Source organism: Microbispora oryzae, from assembly GCF_017896165.1.
GTDB lineage: Bacteria > Actinomycetota > Actinomycetes > Streptosporangiales > Streptosporangiaceae > Microbispora > Microbispora oryzae.
Genome location: NZ_JAFCNB010000006.1, coordinates 301,222 through 324,946 on the forward strand (window position 1 = coordinate 301,222; position 23,725 = coordinate 324,946).

Sequence of the window (23,725 nt, forward strand, 5' to 3'; positions counted from 1 at the left end):
AGCCGGCCCGGTCTACGAGATGACGGCGATCGGGGTGTGGTGCAGCTGGGCCATGGCGCCGGCGTACACCTCGACCAGGCGGGCCGCGGTGCCGGACCAGCCGAACGCGGTGGCGTGGGTGACGGCGTTGGCGGCGAGCGCGCGGAGGCGGCCGGGATGCTCGATCAGCCCGTCCAGGGCCCGGGCCCAGTCGTGCGGGTCGTGCCCCTCGACCAGCAGGCCCGACACGCCGTCCTGCACGGCCGTGCGGAGCCCGCCGACCGACGCCGCGACCACGGGGGTGCCGCAGGCCTGCGACTCCAGGGCGACCAGTCCGAAGGACTCGTTGTGCGAGGGAACCACGGTGATGTCGGCGGCGCGGTACCAGTCGGCCAGCTCGTGTTGCGGCGACGGCGGCGCCAGCCGTACGACGTCGGAGATGCCGAGCTCGGCGGCGAGGTCGGTGAGCATGGAGGGGTGGGCCAGGCCGTTGCCGCTCGGCCCGCCCACACAGGCGACGACCAGCCGCGAGCGCAGCTCGGGCCGGTCGTCCAGCATCCTGGCGGCGGCCCGCAACAGCACGTCGGGCCCCTTGAGCGGCTGGATCCTGCCCACGAACAGCAGCACGTGGGCGTCATCCGGCAGCCGCAGACGGGTCCGGGCGGCGGCCTTGGAGCCGGGCTGGAAGACGGTGAGGTTGACCCCGGGGTTCACGACGGCCACCCGGTCGGGCGGCGCGGCGTAGAGCTGGATCAGTTCCTCCGCCTCGGCCCTCGTGTTGGCCACCAGCCGGTCGGCGACCTCGACCACCTGCTCCTCGCCCAGCACCCGGCTGGCCGGCTCGGGCCGGTCGCCCTCGGCCAGCAGCAGGTTCTTGACCTTGGCCATCGTGTGCATGGTGTGGACGAGCGGCACCCCCCAGCGTTCCTTGGCGAGCCAGCCGACCTGCCCGGAGAGCCAGTAGTGCGAGTGGATGACGTCGTAGCGGCCGGGGTCGTACATCGCCTCGGTGCGCAGGACCCCCGAGAGGAAGGCGCACAACTGGGCGGGGAGATCAGCCCGGTCGAGCTCCTCGTACGGCCCGGCGGTGACATGCCGCACCAGGACGCCGGGGGACAGCTCCACCACGGGGGGCAGATCCCTGGCGGTGCGTCTGGTGAAGATCTCCACCTCGATGCCGAGGGCGGCGAGCCGCTTCACCACCTCGAGGATGTAGACGTTCATGCCGCCCGCGTCTCCGGTGCCCGCTTGGTCAAGCGGGGACGTATGCACGCTGATCGTCGCGACGCGGTTGATCCCACGTCGTTTGAACGCCACCCGAACCACCTCCGAGAGGGTTATAACCTAAAGATCGCTTAAACGATTCCCCGACCCCCGTCAGGCGCGGCCCAGCGAGGGTGCTGAGAGGATGTCGCCTGCCCCGAAACGAAGGGACGACGACCGTGACGACGAACAAGATCGCGGTGGTTACCGGCGCGAGCAGCGGCATCGGCGAGGCCACGGCCCGCCGGCTCGCGGCGGAGGGATTTCAGGTCGTCGCGGCGGCGCGGCGCCGCGACCGCCTCGACAAGCTGGCCGCGGAGATTCCGGCCATCCGGCCGGTGACGCTCGACGTGACCTCTCAGGAGTCCGTGGACGCCCTGGCCGCCTCGCTCGACCGGTGCGACGTGCTCGTCAACAACGCCGGAGGCGCCGTCGGCCTTGAGCCGGTCTCCTCGGGACGGGTCGACGACTGGCAGCGCATGTACGAGGTGAACGTCCTGGGCACCCTGCGGATGACCAGGGCGCTGCTGCCCAAGCTGATCGAGTCGGGCGACGGCGTCCTCGTGATGCTCACGTCGGTGGCCGGGCTGGTCTCGTACGAGGGCGGCGGGGGCTACTGCGCCGCCAAGCACGCGCAGACGTCGATGACCGAGACGCTCCGCCTGGAGCTGTGCGGCGAGCCGGTGCGCGTGGTCGAGGTCGCGCCTGGGATGGTCATGACGGAGGAGTTCTCCCTCACCCGCTTCCGCGGCGACGCGACGGCGGCCGCCAAGGTCTACGAGGGGGTGCCCGGTCCGCTGACCGCCGACGACGTCGCCGATGTGATCGTGTTCGCCGTGACGCGGCCGTCCCACGTGAACATCGACCGGCTCGTGGTCCGGCCGCGCGCGCAGGCCGCGCAGTACAAGCTCCACCGCGTGACGACCGGCGCCTGACGCGCGGGCGGCGGGGTACGGGTGAGAACGACGCCGGACGGGAGACGGTCCGCCCGGCCGATCGGGACGATCACCCGGGGCACCACCGGTCACAACCGCCTGCGGCGGTCCGACCGGTGGATCGCGACCGTGTACGGCCCGCTGCTGCGGTCCGCCGCCCTTCCGGCCGGCGGGCCGCCCCCGCTCGTCGTCGACCTCGGGTACGGCGCCTCGCACGTCACCACGCACGAGCTGTTCACCCGGCTGCGCCGGGTGTGCCGGACGGTCGAGGTCGCCGGCGTGGAGATCGACCCCGCCCGGGTCGCCGCGGCGAAGCCGTACGAGCGGGAGGGCCTGTCGTTCGCCCGCGGCGGCTTCGAGCTGCCGGTGGCCCGCCCGCCGCTGCTGGTCCGCGCCTTCAACGTGCTCAGGCAGTACGGCGAGGACGAGGCGTGGGAGCACTGGGCCACGCTGCGCGCCCGGATCGCCCCGGACGGGGTCGTGGTGGAGGGCACCTGCTCGGAGGTCGGGCATCGGGCGGTGTGGGCGGCGCTCGGCGCGGAGGGCCCCCGCACCATCACGTTCGCCGCGCGCTTCACCGGCTTCGAGCGGCCCTCCTCCCTGGCGGAGCGGCTGCCCAAGACCCTGATCCACCGCAATGTGCCGGGCGAGCCGGTGCACGCGTTCCTGGCCGACTGGGACCGCGCCTGGGCCACCTGCGCCCCGCTCGCGGGATTCGGCGCCCGGCAGCGGTGGATCGCCGCCGCCGGGCTGCTGGCCCGGGACTGGCCGGTGACGACCGCCCCGCCCACCGGCGGTCCGGCCCGCTGGCGTCTCGGGGAGCTCACCCTGCCCTGGCCGGCCGTCGCACCGCGCGGAACGGCCCACGGAGGGTGAACCGGCCTCGCCCGAGCGGCCACCGGGCGGACATCGGCCGTTCCGAAGCGGTTGATAGCGTCGGGATCATGCGTTTTGTCGTCAATCCGCGGATGACTCCCCCGTTCTTCGAGGAGATCCTCGCCTGCTGGGCCGAGGTGACCAACGCGGGCGGGGCGGTGGGGTTCGTGCCGCCCGTGGAGCCGGACGACATCAGGCCGACCGCCGAGCGCGCCCTCGCGCGGACCGGCTCCGGCCTGCCCGGCTCCGGCGGCTCACCGGACGCCGCCGACACGCTGCTCGCCGGCCTCGACGACGACGGCGGGGTGGCCTCCCTGCTGATCCTCGCGGACAACGGGTCGGGGCTGCGGGCGCACTGGCGCTGGGTGCTGCGGGTCATGGTCCACCCCAAGCACCAGGGCAGGGGGTACGGCCGGGAGCTGATGCTGGCCGCGGACGACGCGGCCCGCTCGCTCGGCCTTGAGGCGCTGCAGCTCACCTGCCGGGGCGGCACCGGGGTCGACGGCTTCTACGCGAGCGTCGGCTACCGGGAGGTCGGCCGGGTGCCCCGCTCGATCCGGGTCGCCCCCGGTGACGAGCGGGACGAGATCTACATGATCAAATGGCTCTGAGCCCGCGGACTTGGCCGAATGCTTATCCCAAGTCCCTCAGGGTCCGCTCGAACACCGCGTAGGCTGCGGAACTGAACAGCACGAAACGGGCTTCGACGACGGAGGCCGCGGTCCGCCCCCGTACCGCTGACAGCGCGATGCGGGCGGCGTCCTCGACGGGCCACCGGTAGACGCCGGTGGAGACGGCGGGGAACGCCACGGTGGCGGCGCCCAGCTCGTCCGCGACCCGCAACGACTCCCGATAGCAGGAGGCGAGCAGATGGGATCGGTCCTCGCTGCGCGAGTACACCGGCCCGACCGTGTGGATCACCCATCGGGCGGGCAGGCGGCCCGCGGTCGTGGCCACGGCCTGCCCGGTCGGCAGCCCTCCCCCGTATCGCGACGCCCGCAGCTCCCGGCACTCCTCCAGGATCTCCGGGCCGCCCCGCCGGTGGATCGCGCCGTCGACCCCGCCACCGCCGAGCAGGGACGAGTTGGCCGCGTTGACGATCGCGTCCACGCGCTGTTCCGTGATGTCCCCCTCCACGAGGACGATCTCCATGGCTCTCACCTCTCTACAGCTCGTAGTACTACTACGGGTAGGCTGAATGGCGTGAAGGGACTAGGCGAACTCGAACGCACCATCATGGACATCCTGTGGGCTCAGAACAGCCCGCTGACCGCCCGCGAGGTGGGCCGGCTGATCGAGGATCGCGATCTGGCCCCCACCACTGTGATGACCGTGCTCGACCGGCTGTCCCGCAAGGGGTTCCTCGACCGCACCCGGGACGGCCGCGCCTGGCGTTACCAGCCCGCCGCGAGCCGCGACGCGTACGTCGCCGAGCTCATGCTCGAAGCCCTCGATATGACCGGCGACCGCGACGCGGCGCTGACCCGGTTCGCCCGGGCCGTCTCCGGATCCGAGGCCGAGATCCTGCGAAAAGCCCTCACGGAGCTGGAGGAGCAGTGATCGCGGCGGCTGTCCTCGCTGCACTCGCCGCGGCCTGCGCGGCGGGCGCCTGGCGGCTCACCTCCGCGCGATGGACGTGGCGCGCCCCCCGCACGGCGATCCTGCTGTGGCAGTCCCTCGGCGTGACCTGGGGACTCGCCTCCACCGGCGCGCTCCTCGCGTACGCGCTTGAGCCGTACCGGCGTGGAGTCGTGCACGGGCTCGCCTCCTTCCTCGTGACCTTCGAGTACGGCGTGCGCGCACCGCAGGACCTGGTGCGGGTGGGCGCCCTGGTCGCGGGCCTCGCGCTGCTGGCGGTGCTGGTGACACTGCCGCTCGCCGCCACCGTCCAGACCGTGCGTGCCCGTCACCGGCACCGCGTGCTGCTCGCGCTGATCTCGCGCGACGAGCCGGCCGTGCCCGGCGTCCGCGTGGTCGACTTCCCCGGGGCCGCGGCGTACTGCGTACCCGGGCTGAGGTCCCAGGTCGTGATCAGCGACGGCACGCTGAGCCTGCTGTCCAGCGACGAACTGGACGCCGTCCTGGCGCACGAGGCGGCGCACGTGCGCGAACGCCACGACCTCGTGCTGTTGCCGTTCGCCGCGCTCCGCCGGGCGCTGCCGTGGTCGAAGCTGGTCAGGGACGCGCAGGCGTCGGTCGAGTTGCTGATCGAGATGGCGGCCGACGACCGGGCCCGCCGGCACTGCTGCCCGCGCCGTCTGGCGACCGCGCTGCTGCGGTTCGGCACCGCGGCGGCGCTGCCGACCCCGCAGGGCGCGCTCGGCGCGTCCGCGAGCGCCAACGTGATGGCCCGGGTCAACCGGCTCGTCCGGCCCGACGCCGCGCTCCCGGCGTACCACCGTTTCCTGATCCTGGCCGTGTCGGTCCTGCTGGCGACCTCCGCCCCGCTTCTGTGGGTGATTCCCGGCTGAGCCTTGGTGCTAGCTTGAGTTGTCTGCCGTGTTTGCAATTGCAAGCACGAGGAGGCAGACTGGGGCTATGGAACTGCCCAAGGTCGGCCCGCTCGGCGAGTACATCCGCCAGCAGCGGCAGCAGGCGAAGATCTCATTGCGCCAACTGGCCGCTCAGGCCGGCGTGTCCAACCCGTACCTGAGCCAGGTCGAGCGAGGGCTGCGCAAGCCGAGCGCGGAGATCCTGAACCAGATCGCCAAGGGGCTGCACATCTCGGCCCAGGCGCTCTACGTGCAGGCCGGGCTGATCGACGACCGCGAGCCCGGCAGCGACGTGCTGGCCGCGATCCGCGGCGACGTGACGCTCACCGGGCGGCAGCGCCAGGTGCTCATCGACATCTACGAATCGTTCCGTAAGGAGAACCGGGCCGACACCGCTCAGCCGACGCAACCGGCTGAGCCTCTCGGGGACGGCCCGGTCCCCTCACGCGACGGCATCACACCGCAAACGAGGGAAGGATAACCCATGCCCATCACCACAGAGGTGAAGAAGATCACGGAGTCGAAGCCGTTCTACGCGCTGACCGGCGCGGGCGACTACGCCGTGGAGAAGGCCCGCGTCTACGCGTCCTCCGTCCAGGGCGCGGCCGAGTCCGTCGCCAAGGACCTGCCGGAGAAGGCCCGCGAGTACGCCGACGCCGCCGCCGCGCGCCTGAACAAGGTCTACGAGGAGCTGGCCGACCGGGGACGCAAGGTCGTCAGCCGGGTGAGCGGCGACGCCGCGCTTGAGCTCACCGAGGTCTCCAGGAGCGCCGAGCCCACGCCGTCCACCGCCCGCCGTACGGCGGCGGCCCGCAGCCGCGGCACGACCACCGCGAGCCGTAGCTGACCTTCGCACGGCCGCGCCGGGATCGGCGCCGACGGCCCGCCCCCACACCCGGGGACGGGCCGTCGCGCGTGCCGGGCCCGGCTCCCACGGGTTCCGGCCCGGTGGGTCGGGCAGCGGCGGGCGCGATCGCGGTCGCCGCACCTGTCGGTCCGGCCCACTAGTCTGGGGACGTCAGCGATCGTGACCGCCTGGGAGAGTCCATGTTCGGGCCCGTGAACAGCGTCCTGAGTCTCGTCTTCTGGTTGCTCTCGATTGCGGCCTTCCTGCTGTCCGTCTGGGCGCTCGTCCACGCCATACGGATCCCCTCGCGGGCCTTCCAGGCGGCGGGCAAGCAGACGAAGCAGCTCTGGCTGATCATCTTGGGCTTCGCGACCCTGTTCACGTTCGCGGCGGCGGTCAACTACCTCGGCATGGGCATGGGCCTGCCCAACATCTTCACGATCGCCGCGGTCATCGCGGCCGGCATCTACCTCGCCGACGTGAAGCCGGCCGTCACCGAGTATCGCGGTGGAGGCAACGCCGGGCCGTACGGGCCCTGGTAGGTCTCCCCCACAGGTCAGAGCCAGTCGCGGGACCGGAATACCCGGTAGAACACGACGGACACGACGACGATGAGCGCGGTCGACGTCCAGAATCCGGCCGTGTGGCCGAACCCGGGAAACGGGATGTTCTGGCCGTAGAACCCCGTGATCAGTGTGGGCACCGCGATGATCGCGGCCCAGCTGGTCACCCGCTTCATGATCAGGTTCATCCGGTTACCCTGCATGGTCAGGTGCGTCTCGCGGATGTTGCCGAGCAGGTCACGCAGCGAATCCGTCCACTCCTCGGCCCGCAGCACCTGGTCGTACACGTCCTGGAAGTACGGCGCCATCTCGCTGTCGCCGATCTTCCCGTTCCGGCGGATCAGCGTGTTGACGACCTCGCGCATCGGCATCACGATCCGCCTGAGCGTGACCAGGCTCTTGCGTAACTCGAAGGTGCGGCGCTGGTCTCCGGCGCCCAGCGGGTGGTCGCCGAAGACGGCCTCCTCCAGCGTCTCGACCTGCTCGTCGGCCGCCTCGACGGCCTCGAAGTGGTTGTCGACGACGTAGTCGAGCAGGCCGTGCACCAGGAAGGCCACCCCATGCCCCGTCAGACTCGGCTCGTCGTCCCAGCGCCGCATCACCTCGTCGATCGAGAACCCGTCGGAGCCGCGCACCGTGACGAGGGCGTTGGCGGTGATGAACGCGGCGGCGTGGAAGGCCTCAAGGCGTCCCGTGTCCCGGTCGAACGCGACCGAGTAGACGCTCATGAACATGTGGCTGTCGTAGACGTCGAGCTTGGGACGCTGCCTGCGCTGGAGTGCGTCCTCGACGGCGAGCCGGTGGAGCCCCAGCTCCTCGCTGATGGCGAGCAGGTCGTCCTCGGTCGGCGCGCACATGTCGAACCAGACCACGGCGGACGGATCCCGGATGTGATCCGACACCTCGGAGACCGGGAAGCCCTCCTTCTCGAGCCTCCCGTTCCGGTACAGACGGGTGCGTCCCATGACGGGCAAGCCTACCCAGGCTTCCGATTCACTCACCCGGGCGGCCGATCCTTCCTCCGGACGCGCCCTCGAGGCGGCTCAGGCGGGCCGCACCCGGATCTCTCCCACCGGCTCACCACCGCCGAACAGGACCCTGGTGGCCAGGCCCGACAGCTCGGGGGCGTCGAGACCCGCGGCGCGCAGCGCCGCCACGGTTACCGGAACCCGGGCCCGGTCGCCACCGTCCACGATCTTCACCACGCCCGTCCGGCCGTCGGAGTACGCGAAGGCGTCGAACGCCTCCGCGCCCGCCTTCACCATCAGGCCGGGGATCGCCCGCATCAGCAGCGCCTCAGGGCGGGTCGTCCCGCTCGTCCAGTCGGGGAAGGCTCGCATGGCGTCGGCGACGCGCCGCTCCGGAGTGCCCGGCTCGGCCGTCGGGAAGCGGCGGAAGGCCCGCACGACCCCGGCCATCGACACGAAGAACAGCGGCGCTCCACAGCCGTCCACGCCGGTGGCCGCGACGCGCTCGCCGGTCGTCTCCTCGACGGTGGCGCGGATCGCCCGCTGGAGCGGATGACCGGGATGACGGTAGTCGTCGAGAGGCCAGCCGTTCACCACGCAGGTCGCCAGCATGGCGGCGTGCTTGCCTGAACAGTTCATGTAGATCCGGGCGGGCCCGCCCTGCTCGCGGATCACCTGGTGCGCGGCCGCGGTGTCGAGCGGCAGGTCCTCCGGGCAGCGCAGCGCGCTCTCGTCCAGCCCCGCCCCCGCGAGGATCTTCCGTACGCCGTCGAGGTGGAACGGCTCGCCGCTGTGGCTGGCGCAGGCGAGCGCGAGCAGCTCGTCTTCCAGCCCCAGCCCGGCGCGGACCATGGCGAGCGCCTGCACCGGCTTCAGCGACGACCGCGGCGACGCCAGGCTTCCCGTGTCTCCGTGGACCAGGATCGGACGGCCCTCGGCGTCGACCACGTGCACGCGGGCCCGATGGACCGACTCCACGAACCCGGAACGGACCACTTCCACCACCATCTCGGACATGACGGGCAGTCTATGAGGGGCGGAACGTGGCAGAATTCGGGGCCATGCGTGCGGTTGTGCAACGGGTGAGCTCGGCGTCGGTGACCGTGGACGGCCGGGTCGTGGGGGCGATCGACGAGCCGGGCCTCCTCGTCCTCGTGGGCGTCACGCACACCGACGGGCAGCCGGAGGCGGCCAGGCTCGCCGCCAAGTTGTGGGGCCTGCGCATCCTGCACGGCGAGAAGTCCTGCTCAGACGTCGGGGCGCCGCTGCTCGTGATCAGTCAGTTCACCCTGTACGGCGACGCCCGCAGGGGCCGCCGGCCCACCTGGCAGGCGGCCGCCCCCGGGCCGGTCGCCGAGCCGCTGGTGGAGACCGTCATCGCCGAGCTGCGGACCCTCGGCGCCCGCGTGGAGACCGGCGTCTTCGGCGCCGACATGCAGGTGGCGCTCGTGAACGACGGCCCCATCACCCTCGTGCTCGACGTCTGAGCCCGGCCGAACCCCGGCGTCCCAGGGCAGGCGGCGCGACGTCAGCGGACGCGCCGCCGCAGCGCGGGGTCGATGGCGACGTTGCGACCGGCGTCCGGCGGCACCACGACCTCCTGCGCGGCGGCGACACCGCCCGCGAGCAGGCCGGCATCGACCGGCACGGTCCGCTTGACGACGGCGAGCGCGATCGGGCCCAGCTCGTAGTGGCGGGCCGAGGAGCCGACGAACCCGATCCGTCCCGGCTCGGCGGCGCCCTCCTCCGGGCCCTGCTCCGGACCGTCGGGCACGGCTCGCGCCGGCGATCCCGGTCCGAGCGTCACCGGTGCGCCGTGCGGCGGCAGGACGTCGACGCTGCCGTCGAGGTGCAGGAAGACCAGCCGGCGCGGCGGATGACCCAGATTGTGGACCCGGGCGACGGTCTCCTGGCCCCGGTAGCACCCCTTGCTCAGGTGGACCGCCTCGCCGATCCAGCCCACCTCGTGGGGGATCGTCTTGTGGTCGGTCTCGAAGCCCAGCCGGGGCAGGTGGGCCGCGATGCGCAGCGCCTCGTACGCCCACAGACCGGCCGGGCGCAGGCCCAGCTCCTCGGGGAGCGACGCGAGCCGCTCCCGGGGCACGATCAGGTCACCGCCCACGGCCACGGCCCCGTCGGGCGGCGTGAGCCGTACGGGCGGCCCGTCGGGGGACGCGACCGGCGCGGCCACGGTCACCACGGCGTAGGCGGAGGTGACGTCGGCCACCTCGACGCGCAGCATGAAGCGCATCTTGTCGAGGAAGGCGACGAGGGAGCCCGCCGTGCCGGGCTCGACGTGCGCCCACACGGCCTCGCCATCGTCGACCAGCGTCAGGTGGTGCTCCACCCTGCCCTGGGGATCGAGCAGCAGGGTCTGCGTGGGCGTGCCCGGCGTGAGGGCGTCGAGCTTCTGTGAGCTGAGGCTGTTGAGCCAGCTCAGCCGGTCGGCGCCGGTGATCCGGACGACCTCCCGGTTGCTCCGGTCGACCAGGGCCTCGCCGCGGACCAGGGCGCGCTGCTCGGCGTAGGGATCGCCGTAGTGCGCCGCGACGGAGTCGTCCGGCGTTTGCCCCGCGACGGCGCCCGGGGTGTCCAGCAATGGGCTGCGCATGGCTCAAGGCTATTCGGTCACGTACGGCTCGCGCGGCGGGGCCCGTCGGGCCTGTGGACAACGGGGCCGCGCCGGACCGCGCCGGGCGAGCGGACCAGTGGCTGGTTCAGGGCGCGGGTCATGACATGTTCAGGGCCTGGTTCAGGGCGCGGGTCACGAAGTGGTTCAGGGCGCGGTTCAGGGCCTGGGTGAGCGGCAGTTGCGGCAGATGCCGAACACCGTGAGGTGGCGGACGTCGGTCGCGAACCCCAGCGCCGTGTCGAGCTTGGCGACCAGGTCTTCGACCAGCTCGGGAGCCACCTCGCTCACCTCTCCGCAGTCGCGGCACACGAGGTGGACGTGGTCGGCCTCGGAGGCGAGGTGATAGGTGGGCGCGCCGTGGCCGAGGTGGGTGTGCGTGACCAGGCCGAGCTCTTCGAGCAGTTCCAGCGTCCGGTAGACGGTCGAGATGTTGACGCCCCTGGCCGTCTCCTGGACCCGGCAGCAGATGTCCTCCGGGGTGGCGTGCCCGAGCTCGGTGACCGCCTCCAGCACCAGCTGGCGCTGGGGGGTGATCCGGTAACCGCGGGCCCGAAGCTCCTCGTGCCATGTCTCGGCCATGCTCAGATTTTAGGAGCCGGGGGCCGGTCCCGGGCGGGAGCCGGTGAGCATTCGCCGTCCGCATAATCAATTGCGCCGCGGGAGCCCCTCACATAGCGTGAAACCACGCAGAAGGGAGGTGGTCCAAACAATGGTTGATCATTCTTGGGCTAGCGAGGTGGCTGTCCGCTAGGACTCGTCCATCTGGACCTTCCGTCTGGATGTCGAACGACGTCCCGGCGAATCCTCGACAGACACCGAAACCCCGGGCAGCCGGTGGGTGAGGACTCCCCGTCCTCTCCCTTGGTCCAACCGGCCCGCTGACCACAGCGGAGCACGCCCGGGGTTTTTCCATGTCCGGCCCCCGTTATTCGGGAACGAAGTCGGCGACCTTCTTCAGCTCCGCCGAGGCGTGCGACTGAAGGGGATGCCCCACGGCCGCCATGTCGTAGGCGTACATCAGACTGCCGTTGACCAGCCCGTAGAGGCGCTGACCCGCGTTGTACTCCTTGGCCGTGGAGGTGCGGGCGACGACGTCCGTGTGCAGCTCGATCTTGTGGAAGACGACCTCGCCGACGTAGATCTCCACGATGCCGGTCGGGTGGGCCAGGCACACCTCAAGGCGGCGTTCCGGCTGGATCCGCCAGTAGCCGGACTCCTGTGACAGCGGGCGCACCTTGGTCCCGTCGGCGTCGAGCAGCCAGGTGCGGCTGCGGTAGGTCAGGAACGGCTTGCCCACGTGCCCGAAGTCCACCTCCTGACCGAAGTTGGCGCTCTCCATCGTGGGATAACCGATCACACCGGCCCCTTCCCAGTGGCCCAGGAGGAAGGCGATCGGCTCGAGGTCGGGATGTACGTCCATGCAGACGAGCTTAGAACCGTCACGGGACCGGCCGGCCGCCTCCGGGCCAGGCCCCGGTCAGGCGAAGACGGACCCGGTCTCCGTGAAGAGCTCGTTGAGCACGCGAAGAGCGCGCCAGGCCCGGGTCATGCCGAACAGAGCGGAGAAACGCACGACGGCGCGGACCTCGTCGGGTCTGGCGCCGGCCTTGAGGGCGCGGCTCACATGGGCGCGGAAGCTCTCTTCCAGCGTCATGTAGAGGACGTCGACGGTCATGGTGACGAAGGCGCGCTCACGGCCGCTCAGTCGCCGCATGCCGGCCCGCATCCGGGACTGCAGCTCCATGTAGTCCGCGAAGGGCGCGTCGAGATCGCGGACGGACTGCCGCATCGGGCCGGGGAGCGGGCTGCCCGATCCGTCCGCGTTCACCTCGTGGCCCTCTCCCGGCGGACCCGTCACTCCCAGCCGCCGCTCGATCTCCATGAGGCGCTCCAGCGCCGCGAGCGCGGCGGGATACCCGCTGTCGTAGGAGACGAAGCGCAGCAGTTCTCGCAGGTCATCACCGGAGACGCCGTGCTCCAGCGCCATCGTCGCATGCCGCTCGAACGGCAGGCCGAGGGTCTGCTGACAGACGTCGGCGACGAGGCACAGCAGAACCTTCTCCCGATCGGTCAGCTCGGGGATCCCCTCCCATAGCGCGCGGTCGGTGGCCGCGCCCATCTCCGCGAACACCGGGTCCCACGCCTTGATCTGCCCGTCGAAGGGAAACTCCATGATCACTCCTTGTGTGAACGGCTGTAGCGCTACAACTGTAGGGCAATGGGTGTCTCGATACAATGGCGGATCATGGACGCGATCTCCTCCACCGGGCGTGGGACACCAGAGACCGAGGAGGCCGTCCAGCGGCCCGCCAGAGAACGCAACCCCCGCGGCCAGGGCGAACGGCTGCGTGACGAGATCGTCTCCGCGACCCTTCGGCTGCTGGACGAGCTCGCCGACGACCAGGCGCTGTCGCTCCGCGCGGTGGCGCGAGAGGTCGGCGTCGCGGCGACCTCCGTCTACATCCACTTCGCCGACCGGGACGCCCTCGTGTTCGCCGCTCTGGAGCGGTGCCACCGCGACCTCTCGCTCGCCCTGGACGAGGCGGAGAACGCGCCCGGCGATCCCGTCACCCGGCTCCGCGCCCGGCTGCTGGTCCTCGCCACCTGGGTCCGCCGCCATCCCGGGCTGTACAAGGTGCTCCACGAGAGCACGCTCAACCAGCGGACGCACCTGGCGTTCAAGGACGAACTCACCCAGCGGGCCACGGCCGCGGTGCGGCGCTGCATGGACGCCGGACTGGCGCCGGTCGACGACGACGCCGCCGTGGCGATGGACCTGCGCATGGCGGTCCACGGCGCCGTGTCGATGCGCGTGAACGAGCCCGACGCGGCATGGCCGCCGCTGGAGGAGCAGATCGACCGGTTTCTCACCAAGCTCGTCGGAGTACGCCTCTGAGCGGTCGCCCCCGGCGCAATAATCAGGCGCCAGTCAACGAATCCGCATTATCCGGACTTATACGAGATGCGACGCGGCGGGCGATCCAGCGGACGACTAGGCTGCCAACATGGCACGATCACTTGTGATCAAGGTGACGGCCGGCGCGGACGCGCCGGAGCGGTGCAACCAGGCGTTCACCGTCGCGGCGGCCGCCCTGGCCAGCGGAGTCCCGGTCTCGCTGTGGCTGACCGGGGAGTCGGCGTGGTTCTCGCTTCCCGGCCGGGCGAAGGAGTTCGCCCTGGCGGAGGCGGCGCCGCTGGAGGATCTTCTGGACGCCGTGCTGGCGGCCGGCCGGGTGACGCTCTGCACCCAGTGCGCCGCCCGGCGGGGCATCACCGTCGACGATGTGATCGACGGGGTGCGCATCGCGGGCGCCCCCACCTTCGTGGAGGAGGTCCTGGGCGACGGCGTCCAGGCCCTCGTCTACTGAGCTCGCGCCGACCCACACAGGCCACCGTCGACCCAGACAGGTCGCCGCCGGCCCCGTGGCGGCCCCTGACGGCGCCGCGCCGCCGGCCCGGGCGACCGGCGGAGACGGGGCCCGGGCGGTCAGCGGGGCAGCACGGCCGCCAGGCGCTCGTCGCGCAGCCGCTGGTACCAGCTGTCGTCGATCGGCGGAAGCTGCCCGACGATGGAGGAGAGCAGCAGGTCGGCGAGGGCGGGGTTGCGGGCCAGCGCCGGGCCGTGCAGGTAGGTGCCGATGACCTTGCCCGCGTAGCAGCCTTCGGTGCCGTCGCCGTTGCCGGTCCCGACGACGGTGCGGGACAGCGGCCGGACGCCGGGCCCGAGCCGGGTCACACCCATGTGGTTCTCGAATCCGGTCAGCATGGGCAGGCCGAGCGCGGGATCCACCTCTCCGGCGAGCTCACCCACCGAGCGCCGCTCGCCGCGGCCCGAGCTGATGTCGAGCAGGCCGATGCCGGGCACCGGCTGACCCTCCTCACCGCCGAACACCGACCCCATGATCTGGTAGCCGGCGCAGACGGCGAGCAGCGCGGCTCCCCGCTCGATGGCGGCGTGCAGGCCGCCGTCCCGGCGCAGCCGCTCCGCGCCGAGGATCTGCGGGCGGTCCTCGCCGCCGCCGATCAGGTAGATGTGCCCGTCGCGGGGCACCGGGTCGGAGGAGCGCACGTGGACGGTCCGGGTGACGATGCCCCGGGCGCGGGCCCGCTGTTCGAGCACCAGCACGTTGCCCTGGTCCCCGTATGTGCTGAGCAGGTCGGGGTAGATCCAGACGATCGACAATTCAGACTGCACGGCCGAACTCCGCTCGGATCTGCTGGAACGCGGTGTAGTTGGCGATGACGTCGATCCGGCCCGGCGGCAGCGTGCCCACGGCCTGTTCGAACGTCTCGCAGAGCTGGAAGGGCACTCCCGCCACGTCGAGCCGGAGCGCCAGGTCGAGGCGGCGCTCGCCGACCACGAGGACGGGACGGCCCTTGAGGATCCGGTAGTCCACGTCCCACAGCCAGGAGGTGTCGCGGCCGTCGGGGCCCTGGGCGTTCACCGAGAGAATGATCGGCAGCGCCGGATCGGCGACGTCGAAGGCCTCAAGCCAGCCGGCCGGGTTCTTCGCGAGCAGCAGGCGCATCGCCCGGCCGTCGCGCTCCACGGTGGTGTAGCGCCCGGCGACGGACGCGACCATGCGGAGCCGGCCGAGCGAACGGCCCGGGTCGAGCCCCATCGCCTCCGCGGTGGCCATCGCCATGGCCGCGTTGGCCCGGTTGGCCTGGCCGGGGAGCTGGATCTCCAGCCGCCAGCGGACGCCACGCGGATCGATGACGTCCTCCCCGTCGAGCACCCAGTTGGGCTGCGGGCGGCGGAAGCCGCACTCGCGGCAGGCCCAGCCGGCGTCCACGGGCGCGGCCGCTCCCTGCCCGATGCCGCCCCCGTCGGCGCGGTCGAGCGGGCCGCCGCACTCGGGGCAGCACCAGGAGTCCTCCCGCCACCGCTGCCCTGCGGCCACCCAGGTGACCCACTGCGCGGTGGAGGCGCCCCAGGTCACGAGCGGGTCGTCGCAGTTGGCGATCACGTGCACCGGCTTGCCGGCCAGCGCCCGGCGCCACCGCTGCGCGAGCAGCCAGATCTCGCCGGCCCGGTCCATCTGGTCACGGCTGAGGTTCATCAGGCAGACGACGCCGGCGTGGGTCGTGTCGAGGACCTCGGGAAGGTACTTCTCGTCGACCTCCAGCACGCCGTACGGCGCGTCCTTGGCGGAGGCGAGCGCGGACACGTGTCCGGCGGGCATGTTCGCGCCGAAGGCGTTGGTCGCCACCTCGCCGAGCTCCTGCAGGGCCGAGGTGATGAGACGGGTCGTCGTGGTCTTGCCGTTGGTCGCGCTCACCAGGACGAGCCTGCGGTCGGCCGCGAGCTTGCGCAGCAGGTCGGGCTCCAGCATCAGCCCGACCCGGCCGCCGATGACCGATCCGTCACCACGCCCGGTGGCCCTGGACAGCGTCGCGGCCGTGCGGCCGAGGGCACTGGCGAGCTGCGCCCGCAGCGGAAGCTGACTCATGTCCGTGATCCTAGCCGCGTCCGCGCACGTCGGCCGACCAGCGCCGCCCGCCCAGTGGACAACTCCCCGCCTGGGGGCGGTCAGCCGCCCAGCGAGTCGGGGAACGACAGCTCGGCGGGGGTGTCGCCGTCGAACGGCAGGACGAACCTGCGCGGCCAGGACAGCACGGTCTCCAGCCAGCCCGCCGCCATGGTCTGCGCCACGTACCGCACCCGCTCGCGCGGCTCGACGCCGATCGCCACCGTGGTGACGTCCCGCTGGATGCCCTCGTGCTCGTCGTCGCCGAGGATGACCCGCCAGGCCAGCGCCCGGTTGCGGTCGACCTCCATCGACAGCGGGTGGTGCCGCAGCGCCTTGGCCCGGTGGCCGAGCAGCTCGGTGCGCACCCCCACCGCGACCGCGCCGTCTCCCCCGGCGGCGGGCGCGGAGCCGTTCACCCCCTGATGCGGGTACGGCCGGCCAGCCGGATCGGTCCCGAACAGCGGATACTCCATCGCCGGGGCGGGGCTGCGCAGATTGGGCGCGGGATGCCCGAAGGGGAACAGCCTGTCCACCTCGTGCAGCCACCTCACCTGCGGGATCACCCACGCCTGGCCGGGCCGCTCGCCCGCCTGCATCGGCGCCTCGCCCTCCCCCGGGCCGAGCAGACCGGCGGAGACCTCGGCGGCCTTCTCGGTCAGCAGGGCGGGGTCGAACCAGGTGCGCAGCGACCACGCCCGGCGGGACACGGCCCGCTCGACCAGCGTGGCGAGCAGGCACTCGCGGCGCTTGGGCGGCAGCTCGCCCCAGATGTCGGCGAGCACCCGGGGCACCCCGGGCAGCGACCGGTTGGTGACGAACGCCAGGACCACGGTGTCGGTCCAGATCCGCAGCCAGGCCCACTCGGGGGCCACCGCGAGCAGGTCGGCCTCGCGCAGCTCGACCAGGGTGCAGGCCTTCCCGGTGCGGCACTCGCGCCCGCAGGCGGCCGAACGCCGGCCGCAGATGGGCGGCACCGGCCCGAGGGTGGCCCGCTCGCGGTCCTCTCCCAGCGGCACCTGGACGCGCAGCGGCCGGTCCATGCCGTCGGCGAAGACCGCCGCGTAGCCGGGCGGCAGCGAGACGACCTGGCGTGACTGGTCGTCGCTCAGGTTCATCGCCGCGCCCACGAGCTGGCGGTCGTCCTCCGCGGGAAGACGGTGGAGCACCTTGAGCGCCGTGTTCTTGACCACATCGGAGACCAGCTTGGTGGGGATCTGCTCGGCCACGATGATGCCCTCGCCGTACGCCCTGATCTCGGCGAGCATCCCGGCGAGCAGTTCGACGGCGTGGGTGGAGGCCCGCTGGGAGCCGCGGTCGCGCAGCAGCCGGTGCGCCTCCTCGATGACGATGACGTGCCGCAGGCCGCCGGCCCCGTCCTCGCCCCGCGGCTCCTGCCGTGCGCGCATCCGCAGGTGCTCGACGATCCGGATGATCAGCGTGCCCATGAGGAACGCCTTGTCCTCGTCGTTGGCGACGTCCTCGATCGCCAGCACGACGTTGCGCTGCAGCAGGCCGCCGATGTCGGCCGGGTGCCCGCCCTCGAAGAACCGCCCGGCGCTGCCCACCCGCAGGCTCCGCAGCCGCAGGCTGATGAAGCCCTCGACGTCGGCCTGCACCTCGTTGCCGTACCCGATCTCCTGGATGACCTCCAGGGCGTGCTGCTGGAGCTGTTCGAGGGTGGGGACCGCGGGCTGGACCGCCGCCCCGGGGATGCCGCCGCCGGTCACCACGTCCCAGCCGTTGGCCTCGTAGACCCGCTGCAGCGCCAGCGACATGATCTGCGGGAACGGCTCCTCGGCGTCGAACGCGGCCATGAACAGGGCCCTGACCATGTCGATGTGGGCCTGCACCGGATAGCCGGGCTCTGGCGCGAGCGGGTTGACGCTGATCGGCACGTTGTCAGGGGCCGACGGGTTGATGACGGTCAGCGGGGCCAGGTGCTCGACCCGGCCCGCCATCGCGGCATATTCCGACTTGGCCGGCTCGATGGCCAGCCAGGGGATCCCCGCCTTGGTGAGCTGCTCAAGCAGGTGACGCACGGTCTGCGACTTGCCGGAGCCGGTGGCCCCGGTGACGAAGGCGTGCCGGTTCAGCGTCGCGAGCGGCACCCGGAACGTGCCGACGGCCCGGTCCTGGGCGTCCACGATGTCGCCGAGGTCGACGAGCTCGGCCGCCCCGTCGGTCTCGGCCTCGCTGGTCACGTCGAAGAAACCGGCGTCGAGGACCCGCACCCCGGGCACCTCGCGGCGCGGCAGCCCGGCCAGCGCGGCGAGCGCGCCCGCCGTGGCGGCGAACGGCGCCGCCGCGCCGTCTGCCGAGTCTTCCAGGTTGACCGAGAGCGCCTCGGCGAAGCCGTACACCGTGTCGCTTCCTGCCCCGGACAGGACGGGCAGCGACATCGCGCTGCGCAGCCGGTAGGGGTGATGGCTCATCTCGACCGAGCCGACCAGCACCGGGGCGATCTGCCGCAGCTCGTCGGAGCCCGCGGCCCCGGCCAGCACGCGGACGTTCCACAGCCCGGCCTCGCGGAACGCGTCGAGCTCCTGCATCCGCCGCTCGGCCCGTTCGGCGTCGAAGCGGGACCGCTCGGAGGCGTCGCCGTACTGCCTCAGCACGTTGAGCTGGGTGCGCAGGTGGGCGACCTCGGTGTCGAGCAGATCGGTCGGCTCCGCCACCACCACCCACCCGAACGGCCGGGACATCAGGGTGACCAGCGTGGACTCGAAGAGCGTCGGCCGCTTGGTCTCGTCGGGCTCGGGCTCGCGCCTGCCGTACAGAGGCGGGGCCTGCCGGCCGGGGCAGGGCGTCCAGACCAGGTCGGCCAGGTCGGCGAGCCACTCCTCGCCGATCTCGACGCCGCGGGCGCCGCCGGGGAACAGCAGCGGCTGGGGCCCCGACACTGGCGTCTCGGCCGTGGTGGCGGCGCGGCGCGGGGGACGTGGCGGCGTGAGCGGGCCGGCGTTCGTGATGAGCTCCAGCGGCGCCCCCGAGCCACGCGACAGCCAGCCGATGACGAACGGCCGGTTGCGCTGCGCGGCGGACAGAACCGCGGGCAGAACCGTGACGAAGTCCCACTCCGCGGATGAGCTACGCGACGGGGCGGTGATCGCCTGGATCCGGTACCACGGCCCGCTCAGGGGGAACGGCTGCATGAGACCCCTCAGTTGACGACGAACAGGGGAGAGACTCCTTCATGGAGCACGCCCGCACCCCCCGGTTGACGATGCCCTTACCCGGCGTGGACGGTGTCATGGACGGTGTCATGGCCGCTTGCGCCAGTCGAGGCGGGGCGGCGGGGGGCCGATGTTGGGCGGCAGGTCCTGCGGGATGCCCGCCTCGTCCCGCTCGTCCGGCTCGCCGGTCTCGCTCGTCTCGTCCTGCCCCTCCCGCGGCCGGGGCGGCTCCGGCTCGTCGGCGCGCAACGCCGCCCGCCGGACCTCCTCGAACTGCCCCAGCGTGGTCTTGGGGAAGGTGAGGATCGCCGGGTTGGCGTCGGCCAGCCGCACCTGGCGGCCCTCGGCGGTGGCGTGGGTGACGATGACCGACGTGGTCGGGAGTTGCTGGAGCTGGTGGGGCTCGACCAGGAACTCCCGCGACCGCTGCAGCATGCCGTCGGCGACCGTCGTGGCGCTGCGGCCCCACTCCGTCGACTCCGTGATGCCCTCCCGCAGGTCGCCCTCGCCGGGCGCGGCGGTGCCGGTGCGTCCGGCGCCGACCGTGGAGGTGTAGAAGCCGCTCGGGCCGTCCACGGCCGAGCTGATGGTCTCGGTGAGCTGGGCGAGCTCGAGCCGGTGCTCGGTGCCGACGTGTTCACTCGCCACCCGGGCGTCCTCCGCGTTGCCGAGCCGCATGAACGCCACCGCGGCGTGCCCCCTGCCCAGGCGCTCCCTCACGGTCGGGGTGAGGCTGCGATAGGTGAGCACCAGGCCGGTGCGGGAGGTCTCACAGGCGTCCATGAGCCGGTCGAGCACGTCGCCGCGGAGCTTGTCCGCGCCCGCGACGATGATCGTGTGGTACCAGGGCCGGTCACTCGCCGGCGACTGCCGCAGGATGTGCGTGAGCGCGGTCGCGACGTAGGTCCCCAAAACGCGGTTGCCGAAGACGCCGGCCTGCCGGTCCATGCTGACCACCCGCAGGCGGGCGGGCGGCAGCCGTACGGCCTCGGTGCCGAGCGTCTCCAGCTTGCGCAGCTGCGACTCCAGGGCCCAGGCCCGCTCGATGACCACCCGGTCGGCCACGCCGCGGCCGAACAGCATGCCGATGCGCTCGAGCTGCGACGCCGTCAGCAGGCCGAAGCGCATGTCGTCGCGCGGGTCGCCCACCTGCGCCAGCGCCCGCAGCGCCGCGGTGACCTGGCTGATCGTGGCGTTCTCGCCGAGGACCTCCAGGACCCGCTCCAGGATGGCGTTGTCGAAACCGATGTCGCGGCTGGTCTCCTCGCTGACGCTCACGACGTGGGCCAGGACGTCGGCGAACGCCTCCGGCTTCAGGGTCGCGCCGAGGTCGAGCCGGGGCAGGTCCACCGGGAGCACCCACACGAGCGGGTCGTCGCCGCCCCTCCTGGCCAGCTCGATCAGGTCCTTGGCGATCGCGCCCTCGGACAGGTCGAGCACGGTCAGGTGGCCCCCGCTGTAGAGGCGGGTCGCGCCGATCAGCGTGACCAGGGCCGACCACCCGGTCAGCGTGCCGCCGGCCACGTCGATCCGGTCGATCTCGTCGGGCACGGCAACGGCGTACCAGGTGATCTGCCGGTCGAACCGGCTCTTCTTCTCGGCCCAGTCGCGGTATTTGGCGGCGTGCTCCTCCTGCGCCGTGACGATCTCCCGCTGGCGGCGCTCCTGCTCGCGCCTGACCTTCTCCCTGCGGTCGTTGATCCGTTCGTTGACCGTCCGGTCGCCCTGCCGGATCGCGTAGCCGCAGATCGCCGCGACCCCGCCCGCCGCGATCAGGCCGAGCAGGACGAACGACCACGTCAGCAGCTCGGTGACGCCGAGGACGAGGATGCCCGCCGCCACGACGGCCATGAAGGCGCGGAAGAGCCGTACCGGCCGGTTGAGCAGGTCTTTCTGGAGCCGCTCGCGCTGGGCCCAGCCGTCGTCCGGCGGAGGCGCAACGGCCACGTCCTCCCGGGCCGGGCGTTTCGGAGGCGGGCCGGGATCCGGGTACAGCAGAGCGTACTGCCAGCCCAGGTAGATCCGATCCGCCTGAAGCTGAGCATGATCAGGGTGCGGGTCGCCCACGAGCCCTCCATGTCCGCCTCCGTGACAGCGTAGGAGCTGGAAGGCCTGTCAGGGCGGGCTTCTCGCCATTCGGACGCATTTCCGCATCGAGGACGGTGCCGATGCGGCGGATGGTTTCCGTGGGGTCGTACTACCATCGCTTGCCATGACGTCATCCCCCCGTGGCGCCCGCCGCCGACGCGCGGTGCTGGTCCCGGTCGCCTGCGCGGTCGGAGTCGTGGGGCTCGGCGTCACCGCGTTCACCGGCGGGCTGCGGGACGCGCCGCAGGACCCGCCGCCCACGGTGGCCCCGGGGGACATCATCGACCAGGGGCAGTTCCGCACCCAGTTCATCAAGGCGGTCGACACCAACGAGAAGGACGACTTCGGCGGCACGCGGCGTGCCCTGGAGCTGGTCGTGAAGGTCACCAACATGGGCGACGAGACGGCCGGCGTGGGCGTCGTCCCCAAGCCGGGGACCCAGGTCAGCCGGGTCAGCGGCTTCGCCGGGTCGATCCTGCGGGTGACGCCCCCCATCCCCAGCACGTACGGCCCCGACGTGTCCGTGGTCAGCTACGGGATCAAGAGCCAGCAACTCCAGCCGGGGATCACGACGACGGTCGTGATCTCGTATCGGCTGGAGCCGTCCGCGCGGGCCCCCGAGAAGGTCACGGTCGACCTGGGCGGTTTCGTCCACGAGAAGATCAGCGACCGCGACCAGCGGATGTACTGGCAGATCGCCCCCGAGGGTGAGCTGCCCACCGACGCGGGCAGCGAGATGAAGCCGATCACACCGGCCGTACAGGCCCGGGTGACCCTTCCGGTACGGCAGGAGAGCGGCTGATGGCGGTGACGCACCCGGGGATCCATCCGGAGACCCGCCCGGCGGGCCGGGCGGGCGAGCGCCCGCGCCGGAAGCGGAGAAGCGTGACGGCCCGGATCGCCGCGGCCGTCGCCGGTCTCGCCTTCGCGGCGGGCGCCGTCTACGTGCAGACCCTCGCGATGCCGGTCGAGCAGTCCGACTCGTTCCTCACCCACCGCGGCACGATCGGGCAGGCGGTCGTCACCGACCGCTTCACGGTCAAGGTCGCCTCGGTCGGCGCGGCCCGTGCCGTGGACACCGTCGACTTCCGCGGCAAGGTGGCCAAGGTTGCGACCAGCAACCTGTTCCTCCTGGTGAACGTCGTCGCGACCACCCCGCGGGAGCCCATGCAGCTCATCCCGTCCGGCCCCTTCCTGCTGACCGAGGACGGCCGCCGCTACCAGCCGACGGACAAGGTCGACAAGACGCTCACCGTCTTCAACAAGTGGATCCAGCCGGGGCTGTGGTCCAGTGGAGTGCTCGTGTTCGAGGTGCCCACGGAGGCGGTCGAGGGAGCCCGGCTCGTCGTCGTGCCGCCGGTCGCCGCCGTCGTCGTCGACGATTTCGCGCCCGAGGCGGAGATCGACCTGGGGCTGTCGAAGACGGCGACCGAGCGGCTGCTGTCGCGCACGGAGGACTATCACCCACTGGCGGGCAAGACGTCATGACACACACGCCGAACGACGGGATGCCGCAACCGGACGAGACCGGCCAGCGGGACTGGTTCGCGCCACCGCCGAGCCAGCCCTCCGACATCACCCTCAGCGCCCCCGTCCCCCGCCCGGCGGTGCCGATCCCGGGCACGCTCCTTCCCCCGCGCGACGTGCTGGTCTGGCCGCCGCCGCCCCCGGACGAGGACCGGTCGACCCAGCCGTTCCCCGCACTGCGCGAGAACCGGTCCATGCCGCTGCCCCCGCGCCCGGCCGCCGCACCCCAGGCGGCGCCCACGCCGGCCGTTCCCGGCCCCGCAACGCCCGAGCCTTCCGATCCGGCGCCTTCCGGAGACGCGGCCCCGTCGGCGTCGACCGGCCGGCCGCGCCGCACCCTCATGCTCGGCGCGGGCGCCGTGCTCTCCATCGCCCTCGCCATCGGCCTGCCGGGCTGGTTCGCGTACGGGGTCTACCAATACGGCCGGCCGAGCGATCAGGTCCAGCCGGTGCCGTCCGGCCAGGCGGGGATCTACCAGCACGTGTCGTGGCGCGTCACGGTCGAGCGCGTCGCCGATCCCAGCGGAAAGGCCGAAGCGGCCGACCGCCAGTGGCTGAAAGTCGTCGCCACCCGGATCGCGCTCGACGCGGAGGGCGCGATCCGGCACGGCGCCCCCGAGGTCCGGCTCACCGACCGGTACGGCAGGGTGTGGATGTTGCAGGAGGTCAGCAACGACACCCCGCCCGACACCATGGACAACAAGGTGGGCACGCCCTACAACATCCAGCTCTACGGGGTGGTCCCGCCGTCCGTCGCCGACCAGGTCGAGGTCGTGCTCCGCCCCAGCACCTACCGCAGCGTGCCGGGGCAGTCGGTGAGCGACATGGTCGGCGACGCGATCGACCGGGACGAGCGGCAGGATCACGTGCTGCGGTTCACCCGCTGAGCCGCCACGGGCGCGGCGGGG

26 protein-coding genes are annotated in these 23,725 nt (G+C 72.2%); 14 read left to right on the forward strand and 12 right to left on the reverse strand.

Going from position 1 to position 23,725, the window contains the following annotated elements; genetic code table 11:
* Positions 1-12 precede the first annotated feature (12 nt).
* A complete protein-coding gene (gene mshA, locus JOL79_RS14235; protein ID WP_210156248.1) occupies positions 13-1,296 on the reverse strand; it encodes a D-inositol-3-phosphate glycosyltransferase in 1,284 nt (427 codons plus the stop codon).
* 125 nt (positions 1,297-1,421) lie between these two features.
* On the opposite strand from mshA, the gene JOL79_RS14240 reads away from it, so the two are divergent.
* From JOL79_RS14240 to JOL79_RS14250, 3 genes are all read left to right on the forward strand, one after another.
* Positions 1,422-2,177, forward strand: coding sequence for an SDR family oxidoreductase (locus JOL79_RS14240; RefSeq protein WP_210156249.1), 756 nt, complete (start codon positions 1,422-1,424; stop codon positions 2,175-2,177).
* 21 nt (positions 2,178-2,198) lie between these two features.
* Positions 2,199-3,053, forward strand: a complete 855-nt coding sequence (locus JOL79_RS14245) for a class I SAM-dependent methyltransferase (protein ID WP_307848521.1) — start codon at positions 2,199-2,201, stop codon at positions 3,051-3,053.
* Positions 3,054-3,121: 68 nt separating this feature from the next.
* Positions 3,122-3,664 carry a GNAT family N-acetyltransferase gene (locus tag JOL79_RS14250; RefSeq protein ID WP_210156250.1) on the forward strand — a complete coding sequence of 181 codons (543 nt, stop codon included), beginning with the start codon at positions 3,122-3,124 and terminating at the stop codon, positions 3,662-3,664.
* Between the two features lie 22 nt (positions 3,665-3,686).
* Here the strand turns inward: JOL79_RS14250 and JOL79_RS14255 are convergent, their stop codons facing one another.
* On the reverse strand, positions 3,687-4,205 hold the full coding sequence (locus JOL79_RS14255; protein WP_210156251.1) for an O-acetyl-ADP-ribose deacetylase: 519 nt from the start codon (positions 4,203-4,205) through the stop codon (positions 3,687-3,689).
* A gap of 51 nt (positions 4,206-4,256) precedes the next feature.
* Between JOL79_RS14255 and JOL79_RS14260 the strand changes: the two genes are divergently transcribed.
* From JOL79_RS14260 to JOL79_RS14280, 5 genes are all read left to right on the forward strand, one after another.
* Positions 4,257-4,613, forward strand: coding sequence for a BlaI/MecI/CopY family transcriptional regulator (locus tag JOL79_RS14260; protein ID WP_210156252.1), 357 nt, complete (start codon positions 4,257-4,259; stop codon positions 4,611-4,613).
* A complete protein-coding gene (locus JOL79_RS14265; RefSeq protein ID WP_210156253.1) occupies positions 4,610-5,524 on the forward strand; it encodes a M56 family metallopeptidase in 915 nt (304 codons plus the stop codon). Before JOL79_RS14260 ends, JOL79_RS14265 begins: the two co-directional genes overlap by 4 nt.
* A gap of 67 nt (positions 5,525-5,591) precedes the next feature.
* Positions 5,592-6,026 (forward strand): helix-turn-helix domain-containing protein, encoded by a 435-nt coding sequence (locus JOL79_RS14270; protein WP_210156254.1) that lies wholly within the window; start codon positions 5,592-5,594, stop codon positions 6,024-6,026.
* A gap of 3 nt (positions 6,027-6,029) precedes the next feature.
* Positions 6,030-6,392: a hypothetical protein gene (locus JOL79_RS14275; protein WP_210156255.1), complete on the forward strand. Its 363-nt coding sequence runs from the start codon at positions 6,030-6,032 to the stop codon at positions 6,390-6,392.
* A gap of 212 nt (positions 6,393-6,604) precedes the next feature.
* A complete protein-coding gene (locus JOL79_RS14280) occupies positions 6,605-6,934 on the forward strand; it encodes a DUF2516 family protein (protein WP_307848522.1) in 330 nt (109 codons plus the stop codon).
* A gap of 14 nt (positions 6,935-6,948) precedes the next feature.
* Here the strand turns inward: JOL79_RS14280 and JOL79_RS14285 are convergent, their stop codons facing one another.
* Entirely contained in the window at positions 6,949-7,920 is a 972-nt protein-coding gene (locus JOL79_RS14285) for a magnesium transporter CorA family protein (protein WP_210156257.1), read from the reverse strand.
* Positions 7,921-7,998: 78 nt separating this feature from the next.
* Complete coding sequence (locus tag JOL79_RS14290) at positions 7,999-8,940, reverse strand: asparaginase (RefSeq protein WP_210156258.1); 942 nt, start codon at positions 8,938-8,940, stop codon at positions 7,999-8,001.
* Between the two features lie 44 nt (positions 8,941-8,984).
* Between JOL79_RS14290 and dtd the strand changes: the two genes are divergently transcribed.
* Positions 8,985-9,410, forward strand: a complete 426-nt coding sequence (dtd, locus tag JOL79_RS14295; RefSeq protein ID WP_210156259.1) for a D-aminoacyl-tRNA deacylase — start codon at positions 8,985-8,987, stop codon at positions 9,408-9,410.
* A 41-nt stretch (positions 9,411-9,451) separates the two neighbouring features.
* Here dtd and ygfZ read toward each other — a convergent pair whose 3' ends face one another.
* From ygfZ to JOL79_RS14315, 4 genes are all read right to left on the reverse strand, one after another.
* Positions 9,452-10,534, reverse strand: coding sequence for a CAF17-like 4Fe-4S cluster assembly/insertion protein YgfZ (ygfZ, locus tag JOL79_RS14300; protein WP_210156260.1), 1,083 nt, complete (start codon positions 10,532-10,534; stop codon positions 9,452-9,454).
* Between the two features lie 177 nt (positions 10,535-10,711).
* On the reverse strand, positions 10,712-11,134 hold the full coding sequence (locus JOL79_RS14305; RefSeq protein ID WP_210156261.1) for a Fur family transcriptional regulator: 423 nt from the start codon (positions 11,132-11,134) through the stop codon (positions 10,712-10,714).
* Between the two features lie 346 nt (positions 11,135-11,480).
* The gene (locus JOL79_RS14310) at positions 11,481-11,975 is read right to left on the reverse strand and encodes a heme-binding beta-barrel domain-containing protein (protein ID WP_210156262.1); all 495 of its coding nucleotides are present in this window, start codon (positions 11,973-11,975) and stop codon (positions 11,481-11,483) included.
* A gap of 57 nt (positions 11,976-12,032) precedes the next feature.
* Positions 12,033-12,728, reverse strand: a complete 696-nt coding sequence (locus JOL79_RS14315; protein ID WP_210156263.1) for a carboxymuconolactone decarboxylase family protein — start codon at positions 12,726-12,728, stop codon at positions 12,033-12,035.
* A gap of 72 nt (positions 12,729-12,800) precedes the next feature.
* On the opposite strand from JOL79_RS14315, the gene JOL79_RS14320 reads away from it, so the two are divergent.
* Positions 12,801-13,451 (forward strand): TetR/AcrR family transcriptional regulator, encoded by a 651-nt coding sequence (locus tag JOL79_RS14320; protein ID WP_210156264.1) that lies wholly within the window; start codon positions 12,801-12,803, stop codon positions 13,449-13,451.
* A gap of 109 nt (positions 13,452-13,560) precedes the next feature.
* The gene (locus tag JOL79_RS14325; RefSeq protein WP_210156265.1) at positions 13,561-13,923 is read left to right on the forward strand and encodes a DsrE family protein; all 363 of its coding nucleotides are present in this window, start codon (positions 13,561-13,563) and stop codon (positions 13,921-13,923) included.
* A 119-nt stretch (positions 13,924-14,042) separates the two neighbouring features.
* Here the strand turns inward: JOL79_RS14325 and JOL79_RS14330 are convergent, their stop codons facing one another.
* The 4 genes from JOL79_RS14330 to JOL79_RS14345 form a co-directional block, all read right to left on the reverse strand.
* Positions 14,043-14,750: a type 1 glutamine amidotransferase gene (locus tag JOL79_RS14330; protein ID WP_210156266.1), complete on the reverse strand. Its 708-nt coding sequence runs from the start codon at positions 14,748-14,750 to the stop codon at positions 14,043-14,045.
* Entirely contained in the window at positions 14,740-16,008 is a 1,269-nt protein-coding gene (locus JOL79_RS14335; RefSeq protein ID WP_210156267.1) for a DUF1727 domain-containing protein, read from the reverse strand. The genes JOL79_RS14330 and JOL79_RS14335 overlap by 11 nt, the downstream gene beginning before the upstream one ends.
* An 80-nt stretch (positions 16,009-16,088) precedes the next feature.
* The gene (locus JOL79_RS14340) at positions 16,089-19,181 is read right to left on the reverse strand and encodes an ATP-binding protein (RefSeq protein ID WP_210156268.1); all 3,093 of its coding nucleotides are present in this window, start codon (positions 19,179-19,181) and stop codon (positions 16,089-16,091) included.
* Positions 19,182-19,289: 108 nt separating this feature from the next.
* The gene (locus JOL79_RS14345) at positions 19,290-21,269 is read right to left on the reverse strand and encodes a hypothetical protein (RefSeq protein WP_210156269.1); all 1,980 of its coding nucleotides are present in this window, start codon (positions 21,267-21,269) and stop codon (positions 19,290-19,292) included.
* Between the two features lie 145 nt (positions 21,270-21,414).
* Between JOL79_RS14345 and JOL79_RS14350 the strand changes: the two genes are divergently transcribed.
* From JOL79_RS14350 to JOL79_RS14360, 3 genes are read left to right on the forward strand one after another with little or no spacing between them, the layout of a single operon-like run.
* On the forward strand, positions 21,415-22,092 hold the full coding sequence (locus tag JOL79_RS14350; protein WP_210156270.1) for a hypothetical protein: 678 nt from the start codon (positions 21,415-21,417) through the stop codon (positions 22,090-22,092).
* Positions 22,092-22,778: a DUF4352 domain-containing protein gene (locus JOL79_RS14355; protein ID WP_210156271.1), complete on the forward strand. Its 687-nt coding sequence runs from the start codon at positions 22,092-22,094 to the stop codon at positions 22,776-22,778. The genes JOL79_RS14350 and JOL79_RS14355 overlap by 1 nt, the downstream gene beginning before the upstream one ends.
* Positions 22,775-23,704, forward strand: a complete 930-nt coding sequence (locus JOL79_RS14360) for a hypothetical protein (RefSeq protein WP_210156272.1) — start codon at positions 22,775-22,777, stop codon at positions 23,702-23,704. The genes JOL79_RS14355 and JOL79_RS14360 overlap by 4 nt, the downstream gene beginning before the upstream one ends.
* The last annotated feature ends 21 nt before the right edge of the window (positions 23,705-23,725 follow it).